At 46.5% G+C, this 15,370-nt stretch carries 15 protein-coding genes; 11 read left to right on the plus strand and 4 right to left on the minus strand.

Going from position 1 to position 15,370, the window contains the following annotated elements:
* The first annotated feature begins 53 nt into the window (after positions 1-53).
* Both VP97_RS11530 and opuFB read left to right on the plus strand, forming a co-directional pair.
* Positions 54-989: an ABC transporter ATP-binding protein gene (locus tag VP97_RS11530; protein ID WP_050182024.1), complete on the plus strand. Its 936-nt coding sequence runs from the start codon at positions 54-56 to the stop codon at positions 987-989.
* Positions 986-2,503 carry an osmoprotectant update ABC transporter permease/substrate-binding subunit OpuFB gene (gene opuFB, locus VP97_RS11535; RefSeq protein ID WP_050182025.1) on the plus strand — a complete coding sequence of 506 codons (1,518 nt, stop codon included), beginning with the start codon at positions 986-988 and terminating at the stop codon, positions 2,501-2,503. The genes VP97_RS11530 and opuFB overlap by 4 nt, the downstream gene beginning before the upstream one ends.
* A gap of 15 nt (positions 2,504-2,518) precedes the next feature.
* Here the strand turns inward: opuFB and VP97_RS11540 are convergent, their stop codons facing one another.
* Positions 2,519-3,439, minus strand: coding sequence for a CHAD domain-containing protein (locus VP97_RS11540; protein WP_050182026.1), 921 nt, complete (start codon positions 3,437-3,439; stop codon positions 2,519-2,521).
* Between the two features lie 186 nt (positions 3,440-3,625).
* Between VP97_RS11540 and purT the strand changes: the two genes are divergently transcribed.
* Positions 3,626-4,792, plus strand: a complete 1,167-nt coding sequence (purT, locus tag VP97_RS11545; RefSeq protein ID WP_050182027.1) for a formate-dependent phosphoribosylglycinamide formyltransferase — start codon at positions 3,626-3,628, stop codon at positions 4,790-4,792.
* 35 nt (positions 4,793-4,827) lie between these two features.
* Here the strand turns inward: purT and VP97_RS11550 are convergent, their stop codons facing one another.
* Complete coding sequence (locus tag VP97_RS11550) at positions 4,828-5,250, minus strand: hypothetical protein (protein WP_050182028.1); 423 nt, start codon at positions 5,248-5,250, stop codon at positions 4,828-4,830.
* Between the two features lie 87 nt (positions 5,251-5,337).
* Positions 5,338-5,904 carry an SLOG family protein gene (locus VP97_RS11555; RefSeq protein ID WP_050182029.1) on the minus strand — a complete coding sequence of 189 codons (567 nt, stop codon included), beginning with the start codon at positions 5,902-5,904 and terminating at the stop codon, positions 5,338-5,340.
* A gap of 74 nt (positions 5,905-5,978) precedes the next feature.
* Between VP97_RS11555 and VP97_RS11560 the strand changes: the two genes are divergently transcribed.
* A complete protein-coding gene (locus VP97_RS11560) occupies positions 5,979-7,856 on the plus strand; it encodes an ABC-F family ATP-binding cassette domain-containing protein (protein WP_050182058.1) in 1,878 nt (625 codons plus the stop codon).
* Between the two features lie 38 nt (positions 7,857-7,894).
* On the opposite strand, the gene VP97_RS11565 is transcribed toward VP97_RS11560, so the two are convergent.
* A complete protein-coding gene (locus VP97_RS11565; protein WP_216594925.1) occupies positions 7,895-8,587 on the minus strand; it encodes a hypothetical protein in 693 nt (230 codons plus the stop codon).
* Between the two features lie 192 nt (positions 8,588-8,779).
* Between VP97_RS11565 and VP97_RS23280 the strand changes: the two genes are divergently transcribed.
* The 7 genes from VP97_RS23280 to VP97_RS23830 all read left to right on the plus strand — a co-directional run bounded on the left by VP97_RS23280 (position 8,780) and on the right by VP97_RS23830 (position 15,334).
* Complete coding sequence (locus tag VP97_RS23280) at positions 8,780-8,974, plus strand: hypothetical protein (protein ID WP_082220334.1); 195 nt, start codon at positions 8,780-8,782, stop codon at positions 8,972-8,974.
* A 189-nt stretch (positions 8,975-9,163) separates the two neighbouring features.
* On the plus strand, positions 9,164-10,024 hold the full coding sequence (locus VP97_RS11575) for a GRP family sugar transporter (RefSeq protein WP_050182031.1): 861 nt from the start codon (positions 9,164-9,166) through the stop codon (positions 10,022-10,024).
* A gap of 22 nt (positions 10,025-10,046) precedes the next feature.
* The gene (locus VP97_RS11580; RefSeq protein ID WP_050182032.1) at positions 10,047-10,832 is read left to right on the plus strand and encodes a glucose-1-dehydrogenase; all 786 of its coding nucleotides are present in this window, start codon (positions 10,047-10,049) and stop codon (positions 10,830-10,832) included.
* Positions 10,833-11,043: 211 nt separating this feature from the next.
* Entirely contained in the window at positions 11,044-12,747 is a 1,704-nt protein-coding gene (locus VP97_RS11585; protein WP_050182033.1) for a molecular chaperone HscC, read from the plus strand.
* Entirely contained in the window at positions 12,744-14,210 is a 1,467-nt protein-coding gene (locus VP97_RS11590; RefSeq protein WP_050182034.1) for a sodium/calcium exchanger protein, read from the plus strand. Before VP97_RS11585 ends, VP97_RS11590 begins: the two co-directional genes overlap by 4 nt.
* Positions 14,211-14,228: 18 nt before the next feature.
* A complete protein-coding gene (locus tag VP97_RS11595) occupies positions 14,229-14,918 on the plus strand; it encodes a DUF1266 domain-containing protein (RefSeq protein WP_050182035.1) in 690 nt (229 codons plus the stop codon).
* Between the two features lie 245 nt (positions 14,919-15,163).
* A complete protein-coding gene (locus VP97_RS23830; protein WP_156153476.1) occupies positions 15,164-15,334 on the plus strand; it encodes a hypothetical protein in 171 nt (56 codons plus the stop codon).
* Positions 15,335-15,370 lie beyond the last annotated feature (36 nt).

Below are 15,370 nucleotides of genomic sequence, written 5' to 3' on the forward strand. Positions count from 1 at the left end.
GCATAGTGTAAAGTGAAAATGGGTAAAAAGAAAGAGGAATGGAGCGTGAGAAGATGATTCAATTTGATCAAGTAGAAAAACAGTATCCAGACGGTACCTATGCAGTTCGAGAGCTGGATTTGACGATTCAAAAAGGGGAATTTTTTGTACTGATCGGACCAAGCGGCTGCGGGAAAACCACAACGCTTAAAATGATTAACCGGCTGATTCCGATTTCAGATGGGACGCTGCGGATAAATGGCCGGAAAATCAGTGAATTTGATATTCACGAGCTGCGCTGGAACATTGGCTATGTACTTCAGCAGATTGCCCTGTTTCCACACATGACGATTGCAGAAAACATTGCCGTTGTGCCGGAAATGCGCAAATGGGACCGGGAGAAAATCAGCCGCCGTGTAGATGAGCTTTTAGAGATGGTCGGACTCGATCCTGCTGTATACCGAAATCGTAAGCCGGCCGAGCTGTCAGGAGGACAGCAGCAGCGCATTGGAGTGGTGCGGGCGCTTGCGGCGGACCCTGAAGTGGTGCTGATGGATGAGCCATTCAGTGCACTCGATCCCATCAGCCGTGAAAAGCTGCAGGATGATTTGCTGGACCTTCAGCGCAATATTCAAAAAACAATTGTATTTGTGACCCATGACATGAAAGAAGCTATTAAGCTTGGTGACCGGCTTTGCCTGATGAAGGAAGGGCGTGTTGTACAAATCGGGACACCATCGCACATTATGAGCCAGCCCGCCAATAATTTTGTAAAAAGCTTTATCGGTACGGACCATCTTGAAGAAAGCCGGACGGTCCGGGATGTAGTGACTGCCTTTCCAGCTCAACCAGCAGAAGGCAGGAGGATTGAAAGCGGGGAAACGGTCCTGAAAGCTCTCCAGCTGCTAGCTGAAGCAGACGCTTTAACGGTATATGAACATGGCCGGCCGATTGGCACGATTACTCACCGCACGATTGTTCAATTTCTCGGCAGGGAGGTACGGCTATGAACCGGCTTGCAACAGTTTTTACAGAGCGGCGTGAGGAGCTGCTTGCTGCTTTATTTGAACATATTCAAATTTCCTTTATTGCCCTTTTTTTCGCCGTACTGATTGCCATCCCGCTTGGCATTCTCTTAACAAGAAAACAGCGGGCAGCAGAGAGCATTATCGGCATTACAGCTGTGCTTCAAACGATTCCATCACTGGCACTGCTCGGCTTGCTTATTCCTCTTTTTGGAATCGGAAAAGTGCCGGCTGTGATTGCTCTTGTTGTGTATGCACTGCTTCCCATCTTAAGAAATACATACACAGGAATTAAAGAAGTAGATCCATCTCTGATTGAAGCAGCACGGGGGATGGGGATGAATCAAAAGCGCCGGCTTTTAAAAGTGGAGCTGCCGCTTGCCATGCCGGTGATCATGGCAGGCATTCGAACCGCCATGGTTTTAATTGTTGGAACGGCGACGCTTGCTGCCCTAATTGGTGCCGGCGGACTTGGCGATCTGATTCTTCTCGGGATTGACCGTAACAACACAGCTCTTATTATACTTGGTGCGGTGCCGGCCGCACTGCTCGCTATTTTGTTTGACGTGCTTCTCCGTCGATTTGAAGCTCTTTCTTTTCGAAAAGCAGGTGCCTTGCTCGGTATCTTTCTTGCAGCGGCCTTATTGGTCATTGTTATCCCGCTTTTCGGCCGCGGGGACAAGGAAATTGTGATTGGGGCAAAGCTTGGGGCAGAGCCTGAAATTTTAATTAATATGTATAAATTACTCATTGAACAGGATACGGATTTAACTGTCCAATTAAAACCGGGACTTGGCAAAACCTCGTTTGTATTTAACGCACTTGATTCCGGCAGCATTGATTTGTACCCGGAGTTTACGGGCACTGCTATTTCGGAATTTTTAAAAGAAACAGCCCGTAGCACTGATTCCCGCGAGGTGTATGAGCAGGCAAAGCGAGGCATGAGCGAGCAGTTTAATATGGAAATGCTTGAACCGATGCAGTATAACAATACGTATGCACTCGCCATTCCGTCTTCACTGGCAGAGCGAAACAATGTCAAAACCATTTCTGATGTTAAGCAAATTGAAAGCCAGATCAAAGCCGGTTTCACACTTGAGTTTTCGGACAGGGAAGACGGCTATCTGGGGATTCAAAAATTGTATAGTATTGATTTTCCCTCTGTTGTAACTATGGAGCCGAAGCTTCGCTATCAGGCTCTTCAAAACGGTGAAATCAACTTAATCGATGCGTATTCAACAGACAGCGAATTGCAGGTGTATGATTTAACCGTTTTAGAAGATGATCAAAACCTTTTCCCGCCCTATCAGGGAGCGCCTCTTTTAAGAAAAGAAACAGCAGAAGAATACCCGGAGCTCGTCCAATCATTAAACAAGCTTGCCGGCAAAATTAGCGATGACGATATGCGGGCGATGAATGTAGAGGTGAATGTAAACAACCAGTCTGCGGAACAAGTGGCACGTGCTTATTTAGAGAGGGAAGGCCTGTTAAAACCATAACGTAAACCCGGGCGGTTATCCTGCCCGGGTTTTTGCTTGCATTAATTCAACATCGTCTATTAACGCTTTTAATCGATTGTTCCATTTTTTCCTAGCAGCAGCGATCTCTTTTTCTGACACGTCCAGCTTTTCTTTGTAACGGTCCAGCTTGTCCAGCCAATCCTTTACATCGTTTATTTCACCAAATTGAGTTTGTATATCCTTATACTGTTTTTCTTTTTTTGAAAAGTCCTGGCCAGCCAGGCTGCTAAGATCAGCGTATAAGTAGCGAAGCACTTTGGACTGAATGCGCACTTTATGCAATACCTTGATAGATTCAGGAGCCTGTTTTCCATAAGTATCAACCGTTTTTTGATACTGGTCAGCTTTTTCGTTAAATTGACTTTCAAACAAAAGGATCCGGGCATCCGGGTCAATCGATAGGGCATAAAAAGAAAGTTCTTCCGCTGCAAAAGCCGAAGAGCGGCGGCTCGCTTTTTGAACTAATTCAGGCAGGTTTTGCTGCAGCTTTTTTTGCAGCTTTTTGCGCTTTTTATGAACTTTTTTAAAAAGCTGCTGATGAACCTGCCCATCCCGATCCTCGAATGCTTCTAAAAACACATCTGCTTCACGGACCGGATTCAGCAGAGAGTGAATCCTTTTTATTTCTTTTACAAGTGGATGATGTTTGGGTACGTTTAAAAATTGCAGCAAAGATGTAATCTTTCTTCCTGTAACCCGGGCCTGGTGGATTGCTTCAGCATCACTCGTTTTCAAGCATTTTTTACATACATGCAAATATCGACTGATCCTTTTTTGAAACCATGATTCCCATTGGGCCAGCCGCCAGTCATTTCCTTCAGCAAGGCATTCGCTGCATATAAAATGCTGTTTGATTGGAATAAGTGACTGTTCGTTTTTGCATAACTGGCATGTATTTGTTTCGCTCGGCATCATTCCGTCACCCGCTTTCCTATTATTCTTTTTGTTTTCCCGTTTTCCCAAAAAGCTAACACGGGTTAATGCGCGAATAATTTATTGTATTTAGTATTAATATGTTCGTAATTGGCATGTTATAATGAGTTTGAAAAATGAAAAAGAAGAAAAAAGTCTGAAATGGCGAATATTAAGGAGAATGCAGAGATGGCAGGGTTACAAACAAAAACGATTATGATGCTTGGATCAGGAGAACTTGGAAAGGAAGTAGTCATGGAAGCACAGCGGCTTGGTGTAAAAACGATTGCGGTAGACCGGTATGAGGGAGCGCCCGCTATGCAGGTGGCCCATTCCTCACACGTCATCGATATGCTGAATGGGGATGCGCTTCGAGCGTTAATTGAACAGGAAAAGCCTGACTTTATCATTCCTGAAATCGAAGCGATTGCGACTGAAACACTGATTGAACTTGAAAAAGAAGGGTATCATGTAATACCAACAGCAAAAGCAGCAAATCTGACCATGGACCGTGAAGGGATTCGCCGTCTGGCAAGTGAAACACTGGGCCTGCCAACGGCAAAATATGCGTTTGCCAATACGCTTGAAGAATTGCAGGAAGCGGTGCGGACGATCGGCACTCCCTGTGTGATTAAACCGATCATGAGCTCATCTGGAAAAGGGCAGAGTGTCTGCCGCTCGCACGAAGATGTAGAGCTCTCCTGGAACACGGCTCTTGAAGGAGGACGGGCGAAAAAAACACGGGTTATTGTAGAAGAATTTATTACATTTGACTCTGAAATCACATTGCTGACGGTTCGGTCCGTTTCCGGCACCACATTTTGCGCGCCGATAGGTCATATTCAAGAGGACGGGGATTATATTGAATCATGGCAGCCGCACAATATGACAGAGGAACAGATTGCGGAAGCAGAAACGATTGCTCAAAAAATTACAGATGCACTTGGTGGCTATGGTTTATTTGGGGTAGAGCTGTTTTTAACGGCGAATGGCGTTTATTTCAGTGAAGTATCGCCGCGGCCGCATGACACTGGGATGGTTACGATGGTCACTCAGGATCTATCCGAGTTTGCGCTCCACATCCGGGCAGTTCTTGGATTTCCAATTCCAGGTGTGCATCTTTTATCTCCAGGTGCCAGCCGTACCATTAAAGCATGGGAGGAACAGTCTTCTTACAAAATCAGCGGAGTGAACAAAGCACTGGAGGTACCCCATACGCAGGTGCGGGTATTTGGAAAACCCGAAACAAAAAAAGGACGCCGTATGGCGGTTGTTTTAACCAGCGCCCAAACAGTGCAGGAAGCCCGGAAAGAAGCGGAAACAGCTGCTGCCCACATAACAGTAGACTACGAATAAAAGAACAAAAAAGGAACCTGATTCAGGTTCCTTTTTTATAACGCATCAGATGTAAGAGACGCTAAAATCGCTTTTGTTTCGGCCATTTTTTCTTTGTTTTCTTCCAGCATATAATCATGCAGAACACCTAAATAGTAATCAAGCTCCCTGTAACGCATCCTCTTCGTAACGGCTTCCCGCTCCCTTTGAAGCCGATCGATCCATGCAGAAAATGGAATCGATTCATTTACATGAGCGAGCACATTCCGGTCGGCAATTTTGGCATAAATGAGCTCCATCGTGTCACGGTGGCGGATGAACGTAAACTGGTTGTTAGCCGCTGCCTGATACACATTTAAAATCATTGTACCGCGGTCAAAGCCCCAAAAAATCAAATAATGCTGTGCTGCAAGTTCATGCACCATTCTTTTTAGCTGCTCCTTTGACAGGTGAAGAGACAAGTTTTTATGCTCGATCATACCGGATGCCCCCTTCTGTTAAGTAAGCGTTACCATTACCTTATTATATGATAAAACGGCAGGCCTGACTTGTTCAAGCCGGCATCCTTAATAAAAATCTGTACGTTCCCGCTCCTGCAGTTCTTCCGCCGCTACCTGCAGGTCATACATAGTGATAAGAAAAATATCGTAATTCCCTTGCTCGGCCTGGTTGTCCGCCGCCGCTTTTAAAAATTTGGGCGAGCCTTCTTTTTCTTCATCATAAACAAGCAGGAGCGCCTCTGTGTTGTCGAGTGAAAATTGATCCCTCGCTTTGAACTGCCAGGGGCCTATATAAGGCTTTTTAGACACCGCATCAACAAAGTCGGCCCGATCGATAATGCTGTTATAGTAATCCTGCCGTTCTTCCTTCCAATTTTTCTCCTGTTCTAAAAAAGGCGTAAGAACACCAAGTTTTAAATCAGGAAATTCCTCCTGCAAGGAAAAAACAACTTCCGCTCCCCACAACTCCACACCGGGCTGGCCGCCAATAATGACCCATTCGAGTCCTTCTTCTACAAGTACGCGCAGCCGTCCTTCAAGTGCATGCTTGATAACAGAAATGCCTGGATGTTTTTGATCCCATATGCCAAGCTCGTGGCTTTTGTAGCCGGAGAGCAAAATCGTTTTAACCAATTCAACCACCTCGGGTCCATTATACATGGAAGAATGGTAAAATGAAAAAAGACCAGCAGAAAAAGGAGAAAGCCATGAACGTTTTAACAATGGAAGGTTTAACGAAAACAGTAGGGGAAAAAGAGCTGTTTCAGCATATTTCTTTTTCGATCACAGAAGGAGATAAAATTGGGATTCTCGGTATTAACGGAACCGGCAAAACAACACTTTTAAATGTGATTGCCGGCCTGGATGACTGGGACGAAGGGAAAAAAGATCATCCGAATGACTATTCGATTTCCTATCTGTCTCAAAATCCGGATTTTGATGAGAGCATGACCATTATGGATTATTTATACGCCAGCCAATCACCGGTTTTTTCAGCGATTAAAGAGTATGAGCGGGCGCTTCTTCAGCTGCAGGAAAATGCCGAAGACGAATCGGTGCAGCAGGAGCTTATGAAGCAGCAGCAGCGAATGGATGACCTGAGCGCATGGGACACAAGTGCGGAAGCCAAAACGATCCTGACAAAGCTGGGCCTCCCGAATTTCGGGCAAAAGCTGTCTGAACTGTCCGGCGGCCAGAAAAAACGGGCGGCTCTGGCTAAAACGCTCATCGAAACACCGGATCTGCTTATTTTGGATGAGCCAACCAACCATTTGGATTATGACAGTATTAAGTGGCTTCAGGAATATTTGAAGAAATCGCAGAAAGCGGTTCTGTTCGTCACGCATGACCGGTATTTTCTCGATGCTGTCGCCGATAAAATCTGGGAGCTTGAGCGCGGAAAATTGTATGAGTATAAAGGTAACTACGCAGACTTTCTCGAAGCGAAAGCCATTCGGGAAGAAAACGAGGTGCTTGAGCAGGGCAAAAAAGAAAGCCTTTTTAAAAAGGAGCTTGCCTGGATGCGCAAAGGCGCCAAAGCCCGTACGACCAAACAAAAAGCACGCATTCAGCGCTTTGAAACGCTGGATGCTGAAGTGAAAAATAAGCAGAGCAGTGAATCACTCGAAATGGATCTCGGCGGTGCCCGTCTTGGCAAAAAAGTGCTGGAGCTGAAAAATATTCAAAAAGCATTTGGCAGCCGGGCGATTTTAACCGATTTTTCTTTCCTGTTTAAGCGCGGTGACCGGATTGGGATTGTCGGGCGCAACGGCAGCGGAAAGTCTACATTGCTGAATATTATCGCGGGCCGTGAGCCATTTGATGCAGGTGAGCTGGATCAGGGGCAGACAGTGAAAATCGGCTACTATACGCAGGAAAACGAAGATATGGATGAAAACATGCGGATGATTGAGTATATTCGGGAAACAGCAGAATCCATTCAGCTCAAAGACGGCAGCTTCGTTTCAGCTGCGCAGATGCTGGAAAAGTTTTTGTTTCCTATGCATACGCACGGCACATTGATCCGCAAGCTTTCAGGCGGAGAAAAGCGGCGTCTTTACCTGTTAAACATTTTAATGTCTGCACCGAACGTCCTCCTTTTAGATGAACCGACCAATGATCTTGACACGCAGACACTAACGATTTTAGAAGACTATCTAGACCATTTTGCAGGGGTAGTCGTAACCGTATCCCATGACCGGTATTTCCTTGATAAAGCATGCCGCCAGCTGCTTGTATTCAAGGGACACGGCGCCGTTGATTTTTACTATGGGAGCTACTCTGACTTTCTTGAGGAGAAACAGGAGACCCCTGTTGCAGATGTGAAACCAAAGACCTCCGCAGCACCGCCACGCCCGGAACGGAAAAAGAAAATGTCGTATTCGGAAACGCGGGAATGGGAAACGATCGAGGATGACATGGAAGCAGCCGAGCAGAGGATTTCAGATATCTCCAATGAAATGGCAACAGCCGGCAGTGATTTTGAAAAACTGAATCGCTTAATGGCAGAAGAAGCAGAGCTGAAGGAAAAGCTGGATTATATGCTTGAGCGCTGGGAGTACCTAGCGGAAAAAGCAGGCGAATAATTAAAAGGCTTCCGGGCAACCGGAAGCCTTTTTTTGCATTAGCGAGTAATCGTGGCGCTCCAACTGCCGCCACCCCGGTCACATGTAAACTGGCCGGAAGCGGTTCGCCCGTTAGAAGACATGGTGCCTCTATAATCACAGTTGTTTCCATCGCTACTGTTCCGTCTTTGAACGCGTACGTTATTTCCTTGCAAAGTGATCGTCAAAACAGCCGTTACCGGCGTTTGCCCGGCCTGCGTCCATCTGCCATCAAAAACGTTGCTGTTTCCGCGCCGTGTCCATACCGCGCGCCAGGCACCTTCCTGCACATCCCATCTCCGGCCGAGCCGGTCCTGACCATCGGGCTGGTCACGGCGTTCAATAACAGCACTCCATGCGCCACCGCCCCGGTTACAAATATTCTGTCCGCTTGCTGTTCTGCCGCCTGATCCAAATGTGCCTGTGTAGTTGCAATTATTTCCATCACTGCTGTTGCGCCGCAAAATAAAAACAAAGGAACCTGATGTGTAAATCGTCAGTACCGCTGTAATATCAGCCTGGCCCGCCTGAGACCAGCGCCCATCGAATACGTTACTGTTTCCACGCCGCGTCCATACCGCGCGCCAGGCACCTTCCTGAACAATCCAGCGGCGTCCTAATCTGTCTGGCTGCCCCTGCGCGCTGATTACATTGGCTGGAACCGCTTCATAAGGCATCATGCCATAATAACCGTAATAAGGATCCCAATACATATCGTTTCTCCTCCGCCCGTTAAAATTCAAACCTGCCCTTCATCATATGTATGGAAGAGAGAAAGTGTCCCCAAAGCCATGAGGAACCGAAAAAGCAAATCGACAAAACATGCCAAAAAAATCGGTTTTCGTTTGACACACTTTTTTTTTGAAGCACAGTATGATAAAAAGAAAAAAAGGTGCGTGGAAAAAATGAATCGAAACATAAATTGGTGCTGCAGTAAGTGCCAAAAGCCTATTCTTGCTAATGATTTAATTGCCTGGACAAAAAAAGAAACGCTTGTTCATTTAATTTGTGATGCCTCTCAGCTTATGGACGGTGTTCATTATATTGGCCGGGCGGAGCAGGTAATGAATGAAGAAATATCAGACCAGCGCCACGCCTAAGCTCAAAGATCTTTGTCCGCCTTCTTTAGCTGTTTATCATTTGTATGCGCTTACAAAAAACGATTGCTTTACTCCTTCGCTTAGTCCCAGACTAAGCGTTTTTTGCGTATAATCATTTCCTTTTCAACGAAAACTACTGTATAGCTAGAACCTGTTCATATTTAACAAAAGAGGAACTGAGGACTGAGAATGACAACTATTTTAATCGCTCTTCTTCCTGCTTTAGCGTGGGGCAGCATCGTACTGGTAAGCGTAAAATTGGGCGGCGATTCCGACAGTCAGACGCTGGGCATTACCATTGGCGCACTCCTTTTTGCTTTTGGCATTTACCTGTGGGCCCAGCCCGTTGTGAACTCAACCGCCTGGATTGCCGGCGTTGTTTCCGGTCTTTTCTGGTCCGTTGGCCAGAAAAACCAGCTTGGCAGTGTGCCGCATCTGGGTGTGTCAAAAGCAGTCCCGATTTCAACCGGTATGCAGCTGGCCGCTACCACTCTTTTTGGCGTGATTGTATTTAAAGAATGGACCACGACAACAACGGTTTTACTGGGGAGTATATCGATCGTGCTCATTATTGTTGGGGTAGTGCTGACATCTATTACAGGAGGCGGAGATGATCCGGCTCAAAAATCCGGCAGCCGGCGAAAAGGTCTGCTTCTCTTGCTCATCTCGACGGCAGGCTACCTGATTTATGTCGTCATTATCCGCTGGTTCAACATTGACAGCTGGGCCGCCATTCTGCCTCAGGCCATTGGGATGTTTATCGGTGCCCTTGTGCTTACGCTTAAAAGCAAGCCATTTAACAAATACGCTCTGCGAAACATTTTGTCCGGCATACTCTGGGGTATCGGCAATCTTGGGCTGCTGTTATCTGTCCCCCGGATCGGTGTGGCCACCAGCTTTTCTCTGTCTCAAACGGGTGCTGTTATTTCAACCCTGGGCGGCATTTTTCTATTGGGAGAAAAGAAAACAAAAAAACAGCTTTTGCTTGTACTGGCCGGCTGCTTTCTGATCGTTGCTGGAGGCGTGCTGATCGGCTTCACGAAAACGTAACTTTACTGAAGGAGGAACAAACATGTATCCTGACTTAAAAGGAAAAGCAGTGGTAATTACCGGTGCTTCTTCAGGGCTGGGCCGGGCGATGGCTATTCGTTTTGGCCGTGAAGGAGCAAAGGTGGCTGTGAATTATTTTCAAAATGAAGAAGACGGAAAAAAAGTTGCCCGTGAAGTGCAGGAGGCAGGCGGCGAAGCGATTTGGGTGCAGGGAGACGTATCACAAGAACAGGATGTAAAAGCGTTAATAACAAAAGCAGCAGAGGCGTTTGGTTCGGTAGATATTATGATCAATAATGCCGGAATTGAAAATGAAGTTCCGTCTGAAAAGCTAAGCCTGGAGGATTGGAACAAAGTAATAGATACGAACTTAACAGGCATGTTTCTCGGCTGCCGGGAAGCGATCTCTTACATGCTTGATCACGGAATTAAAGGAAATGTCATTAATATGTCGAGCGTTCACGAGGTGATTCCGTGGCCGCATTTTGTTCATTATGCGGCCAGTAAAGGCGGGGTAAACATGCTGACGCAGACACTGGCGCTTGAATACGCTCCGAAAGGCATTCGTGTGAACAGTATCGGGCCCGGTGCGATCGATACACCGATCAATGCCGAAAAATTTTCGGACCCAAAGGCAAAAGAAGATGTGGAATCTCTTATCCCGATGGGGTATATTGGCAAACCAGAAGAAATTGCAGCCGCTGCTGCCTGGCTCGCTTCTTCAGAATCAAGTTATGTAACAGGCATCACGCTTTTTGCAGATGGAGGCATGACAAAGTATCCGGGTTTTCAAGCAGGCAGAGGCTGATGATAAGAATGACAGTTATAAGGCCGCTTTCCTTTCTAGGAAAGTGGTTTTATGCCGTATATCCTCTTTCCCCTTGCGATTGATTAAAAGAATGAGACGAAAGAAGTATATTGGACAAGCAATACTGGTTCTTCATTTATCTTTCCCTTCTATCAAACTATAATAGGAAAATATACCAAACTATGCATAGCAGGGAAACGGGGTACATAGGATGACAACCATTGGAATTGACTTAGGAACATCAAACAGTCTGGTAGCTTACTGGGGAAAGGAGGGTCCAAAGATTATACCGAATGTGCTGGGGAAACGGCTGACACCCTCTGTTGTCAGTTTAGGTGAAGAAGGCGAGCTGCTCATTGGAGAGGTTGCAAAAGAGCGGCTGATCACGCACCCCGACCGGACAGCAGCCGTATTCAAACGCCATATGGGAACCGAAAAGTATTACCATTTAGGCGCGCAGCCGTTTTTACCGGAAGAGCTGTCGTCTTTCGTGCTGCAGTCCTTGAAAAAGGATGCAGAAGCTTTTTTAGGCGAAGAAATCACAGAAGCGATTATCAGTGTACCAGCTTACTTTAATGACCGGCAGCGCAAGGCGACTCAAAAAGCAGCCGAGCTTGCTGGCCTCCGGGTAGAACGCTTGATTAGTGAACCGACCGCAGCCGCAATCGCTTATGGGCTTCACGAGTCGCAAAGTGAAACCAGGTTTCTTGTGTTTGACCTGGGCGGGGGGACGTTTGATGTGTCGATCCTCGAATTGTTTGAAGGGGTGATGGAAGTAAAGTCCATTGCCGGTGATAATTTTTTAGGCGGAGAAGACTTTACGACCCTTCTTGCCAACTGGTTTCTTGAATCCAATGGGATCAAGCGGGAAACATTGTCAGCCAAGCAGCTGGCCTCCGTATGGAAGCAGGCAGAAGTATGTAAAAAAACACTTGGAGAAGATCATTCCGCTTTCTTTCGGGTACAGGTTGACGGACAGGAGCTAGAGACTTCTATTACACGCAGTGAGTTTGAGAATCAGGCACTGCCGCTCCTGTTGCGCCTTCGCCAGCCGATTGAACGGGCTTTAAGCGATGCCGGTGTTCATCCGAAAGAGATTGATGCTGTTGTGCTGATCGGTGGGGCAACAAGAATGCCGTTTATTAAACATGTAACCGGAAAATTATTCGGTCAGCTGCCATTCGGTGTAATTCATCCAGACGAAGCAGTAGCGCTGGGTACAGCGGTACAGGCTGCTTTAAAAGAGCGGAATGAAACCGTTGAAGAATTGATTTTAACGGATGTATGCCCTTACTCGCTTGGTACAAGTGTCGTTAAGCGGCTGAACCAAAACGATTTTGAAACGGGACATTACCTGCCGATTATCGAACGGAATACACCGATTCCTGTCAGCAAGGTAGAACGGCTTTATACGATAGCGGACGGCCAATCGGGTATTACCGTAGACATTTATCAGGGAGAAAGCCGGCATGTTAAAAACAATTTAAAACTCGGTGAGCTTTCTGTAGAGGTGCAGCCGGCACCGGCGGGAGAGCAGTCAATTGATGTACGCTATACATACGATATAAACGGTTTACTAGAGGTAGAAGTAACTATTGTGAAAACGGGCGAGAAAAGACGCATCATTGTCGAACAAAACCCCGGAAGCCAGACGAAAGAAGAAATGGAAGCGCGCATGAAGGAATTGCAGGCAATGAAAATCCATCCGAGAGAAAGAACGGAGAACCGGCTGCTTCTTGCAAAAGGAGAACGCTTCTACGAGGAATCAATAGGGGAAAGAAGGCAAAGAGCGGCTGCGGTGCTCGATTGGTTTGAACGGGTGCTCGCCAGCCAAAACGAGCAGGACATTCGCCACGCTGCCGAGCGGTTCAAGCAGGAGCTGGTACTGCTTGAAAGGTGGAACGAATTCGAATGACATATTGGGACATTCTTGGCATAGAACCAGTAGATGATTTGTCAGCGCTGAAAAAAGCGTATGCGAAAAAGCTGAAGGTACACCATCCGGAAGAAGATCCCGAAGGCTATCAGCGCCTTCGAGAAGCATATGATACGCTTACGAAGGAGCTGAAAAGAGGAACAGACCCATTCACGCCAAAACAGGAGAGCCAGGCGCAAACAGCGGTACAGGAAGCGCCTGTAAACACGTATACATATGAAGAAGAGGAAGAACCACCTTTCGTATATACCAGTGAGCAGGCAGCGGAAGAAAATGCGGTCGGAGCTCTTCTTCAACAGGCGGAACAGCTTTATGAGGATATCACCCAGCGCATTCAGCCAGGAAATTGGATCAGCCTGCTGAACGATCCGGCTTTGTGGGACTTGACTGTGAAAAAAGAAGCGGCGCTTGAGCTGTTTGATTTTTTTAAGCAGCACCCATTTTTGCCGAAAGAAGTATGGCAGCTGCTTGAAGACAGCTTTCACTGGCGTGAAAACTATCCGGAATTTTTATTGGAGGAAGAAGAGGACCGCGCGATTTTTTTGTCTTATTACCAGAAGCAGCTCGGCTTTTATCCAGCTTTGTCTTTCAAAGAAATTGCGCATCAAGGGCACATAGAAGCGGATTTCTTTCTTCAAAAACGTGAACGTGCACTGGATGCGTTTCTCGACAGCCGGCTTGAAGAAGCAAAGGAGCTGGCGGAGGAGGCAGAAGCAATTTTTGCGGAAGACCCTGATTTACTCAAACTTCAAGGAGAAATTCACCTTCAGCTGAAGGAATGGGAGCAGGCCGCCCTGTTTTACGACCGGTATCTTGCACTTAAACCAAACAACAAAGAAGCGATGCTGGCAGTGGCGCAATTGGCATATAAACAGAAGGACTGGAAGCAGGCGTTAGCGCTCTGTACAGAAATGGCGGATTTGTTTCCCAGGGATGCCGATGTTCTCAGCCTGAAGGCGAAATGTTTAATAAAAGAAGGAGAAACGGGCGAAGCCCTTTTATTGTTTCAGGAGATAGAGAGCCATTATCCGCATGATGCGGAAAGTATGGTGTATTCAGCTAAAATTTATGCGTATGCAAAAGATGCAGGACGGAAAGGAAACGGCAAAAACGGGCTGCCATCACGCCGGGAGAGCAAACAAAAGCTTCGACGGTCAACCATGCGGGAGCGTATACGCACTTTTGGCAGCGGTATGTTTAATATAAGCACGATCTTCTGGGCTGTTGTTTTTATAATCAGCTGGAATGGTGTAACCGATACGGTTTACGAAAACAATCCGTTTGTTTTTATGTTTCTCATTCTCGGAGCTTTTCTTTTTTCAGAAGTATCGCTGGATTTTATAGATGGATGGGCGCCTTTTATTTGGGAAACCGTGTTTGTATTGGCGCTCTTTTTCCTTATCCGCTCGATCTTTCGCGCGCTTAAAGCGGCTCGCTACTAAAAGGAGGCAAAAACAAATATGATGATCAACATTCACCCTGCGGCAAGAAGGGTTGATCGGTATTTTCACACGATGGGCTCGTTTTGCTACGCCGGGAAATTTGCTTATTACAGTGCGGTAAACCGCCGATTGAGAATTTCCTCGTCACATGCCCGCCGAATGTTAAAAGAGTGGTCAATCGAGGATAAAGAATCCATGACTAAAGTGATCCGATGGCTGTTAGACGAAGGACGCCGCTCAGAGTTCGATCGCATTCAGCACCAGCTCCGCTTTTTGGAGCCGGAAAAACGTCACCAGCTGGCGGATTCCACACGCGATCCAGAAACAAAGCATAAAATCAATATTGCCCATCGGTATTTAAACCGCCTCCCGGCCGGTACAGTTGCAGCTATAGACTACGGATTTTGCGTCATACTCTGTCAGTATGGAGAACGTGTTGGCTTTATGGAGAGGGTGGATTCTCTTAATGCCCGGGCGGAAGCGGCGACTAAAGCGCAAAGCACATATGCGAATTGGGCAGAGTATGCTGCTGCCTGCCTGGCCGGTATTCATTTTATATCAGGATCGGAAGAAAACATTCAAAAGGGGCTGGAAGAACAGCGGACCTATATAACAAAGCTGCTCGTCTCTGACCAGAGTCCTGTACAAAGTGTGGACTGGAATACTCAGCTGTTTGGATTAAAAAAGCGTGAAGGAAGCGCCTTTTAATCGAACGGCGGGGAGTCCATTAAAAAAAGAACGGCCCTTTCCGAAGCGGACCGTTCTTTTTCTTTTTTAAGGGTTGTGTCAGCCGTTTCAGCTAAAGGCTGATCGTTCCCGTTCGGCTTCTTGAGTGATGGCTGCACCGTTTATCGGAGAAAAAAGAAGGACAATCTTCAAAAAAGGATTGCCAGTATGGAAGCGCCGTTATAAAATAAATTAACAGTTTATTACCATAAAAAGGTGGTCTGAAAATGGATTACAAAAAAATGTGGGAAGAACTCAAAGAAGCAGTAAATGATGAGGTCGCTATGTACGCTGCTTTTAGTACAAGCAGCAAGGAAGAACAGGCAAGAAAACAACAAGCAAGTTACATACAGAGCATGATGACAGCACTGGAAAAAACAAATATAGTAAAATCTTAAAAGCCGATTTTTCCGGCTTTTTTTTCGGAAAAGCAA

Origin of the sequence: Domibacillus robiginosus, assembly GCF_000966195.1 — a bacterium.
GTDB classification, from domain to species: Bacteria; Bacillota; Bacilli; order Bacillales; family Domibacillaceae; genus Domibacillus; species Domibacillus robiginosus.

Excerpts from the sequence above, each read along its gene's own strand:
- VP97_RS11530 (WP_050182024.1), top strand. The coding sequence starts at position 54 with ATGATTCAATTTGATCAAGTAGAAAAACAGTATCCAGACGGTACCTAT.
- opuFB (WP_050182025.1), top strand. The coding sequence starts at position 986 with ATGAACCGGCTTGCAACAGTTTTTACAGAGCGGCGTGAGGAGCTGCTT.
- VP97_RS11540 (WP_050182026.1), bottom strand. The coding sequence starts at position 3,439 with ATGATGCCGAGCGAAACAAATACATGCCAGTTATGCAAAAACGAACAG.
- purT (WP_050182027.1), top strand. The coding sequence starts at position 3,626 with ATGGCAGGGTTACAAACAAAAACGATTATGATGCTTGGATCAGGAGAA.
- VP97_RS11550 (WP_050182028.1), bottom strand. The coding sequence starts at position 5,250 with ATGATCGAGCATAAAAACTTGTCTCTTCACCTGTCAAAGGAGCAGCTA.
- VP97_RS11560 (WP_050182058.1), top strand. The coding sequence starts at position 5,979 with ATGAACGTTTTAACAATGGAAGGTTTAACGAAAACAGTAGGGGAAAAA.
- VP97_RS11565 (WP_216594925.1), bottom strand. The coding sequence starts at position 8,587 with ATGTATTGGGATCCTTATTACGGTTATTATGGCATGATGCCTTATGAA.
- VP97_RS23280 (WP_082220334.1), top strand. The coding sequence starts at position 8,780 with ATGAATCGAAACATAAATTGGTGCTGCAGTAAGTGCCAAAAGCCTATT.
- VP97_RS11575 (WP_050182031.1), top strand. The coding sequence starts at position 9,164 with ATGACAACTATTTTAATCGCTCTTCTTCCTGCTTTAGCGTGGGGCAGC.
- VP97_RS11580 (WP_050182032.1), top strand. The coding sequence starts at position 10,047 with ATGTATCCTGACTTAAAAGGAAAAGCAGTGGTAATTACCGGTGCTTCT.
- VP97_RS11585 (WP_050182033.1), top strand. The coding sequence starts at position 11,044 with ATGACAACCATTGGAATTGACTTAGGAACATCAAACAGTCTGGTAGCT.
- VP97_RS11590 (WP_050182034.1), top strand. The coding sequence starts at position 12,744 with ATGACATATTGGGACATTCTTGGCATAGAACCAGTAGATGATTTGTCA.
- VP97_RS11595 (WP_050182035.1), top strand. The coding sequence starts at position 14,229 with ATGATGATCAACATTCACCCTGCGGCAAGAAGGGTTGATCGGTATTTT.
- VP97_RS23830 (WP_156153476.1), top strand. The coding sequence starts at position 15,164 with ATGGATTACAAAAAAATGTGGGAAGAACTCAAAGAAGCAGTAAATGAT.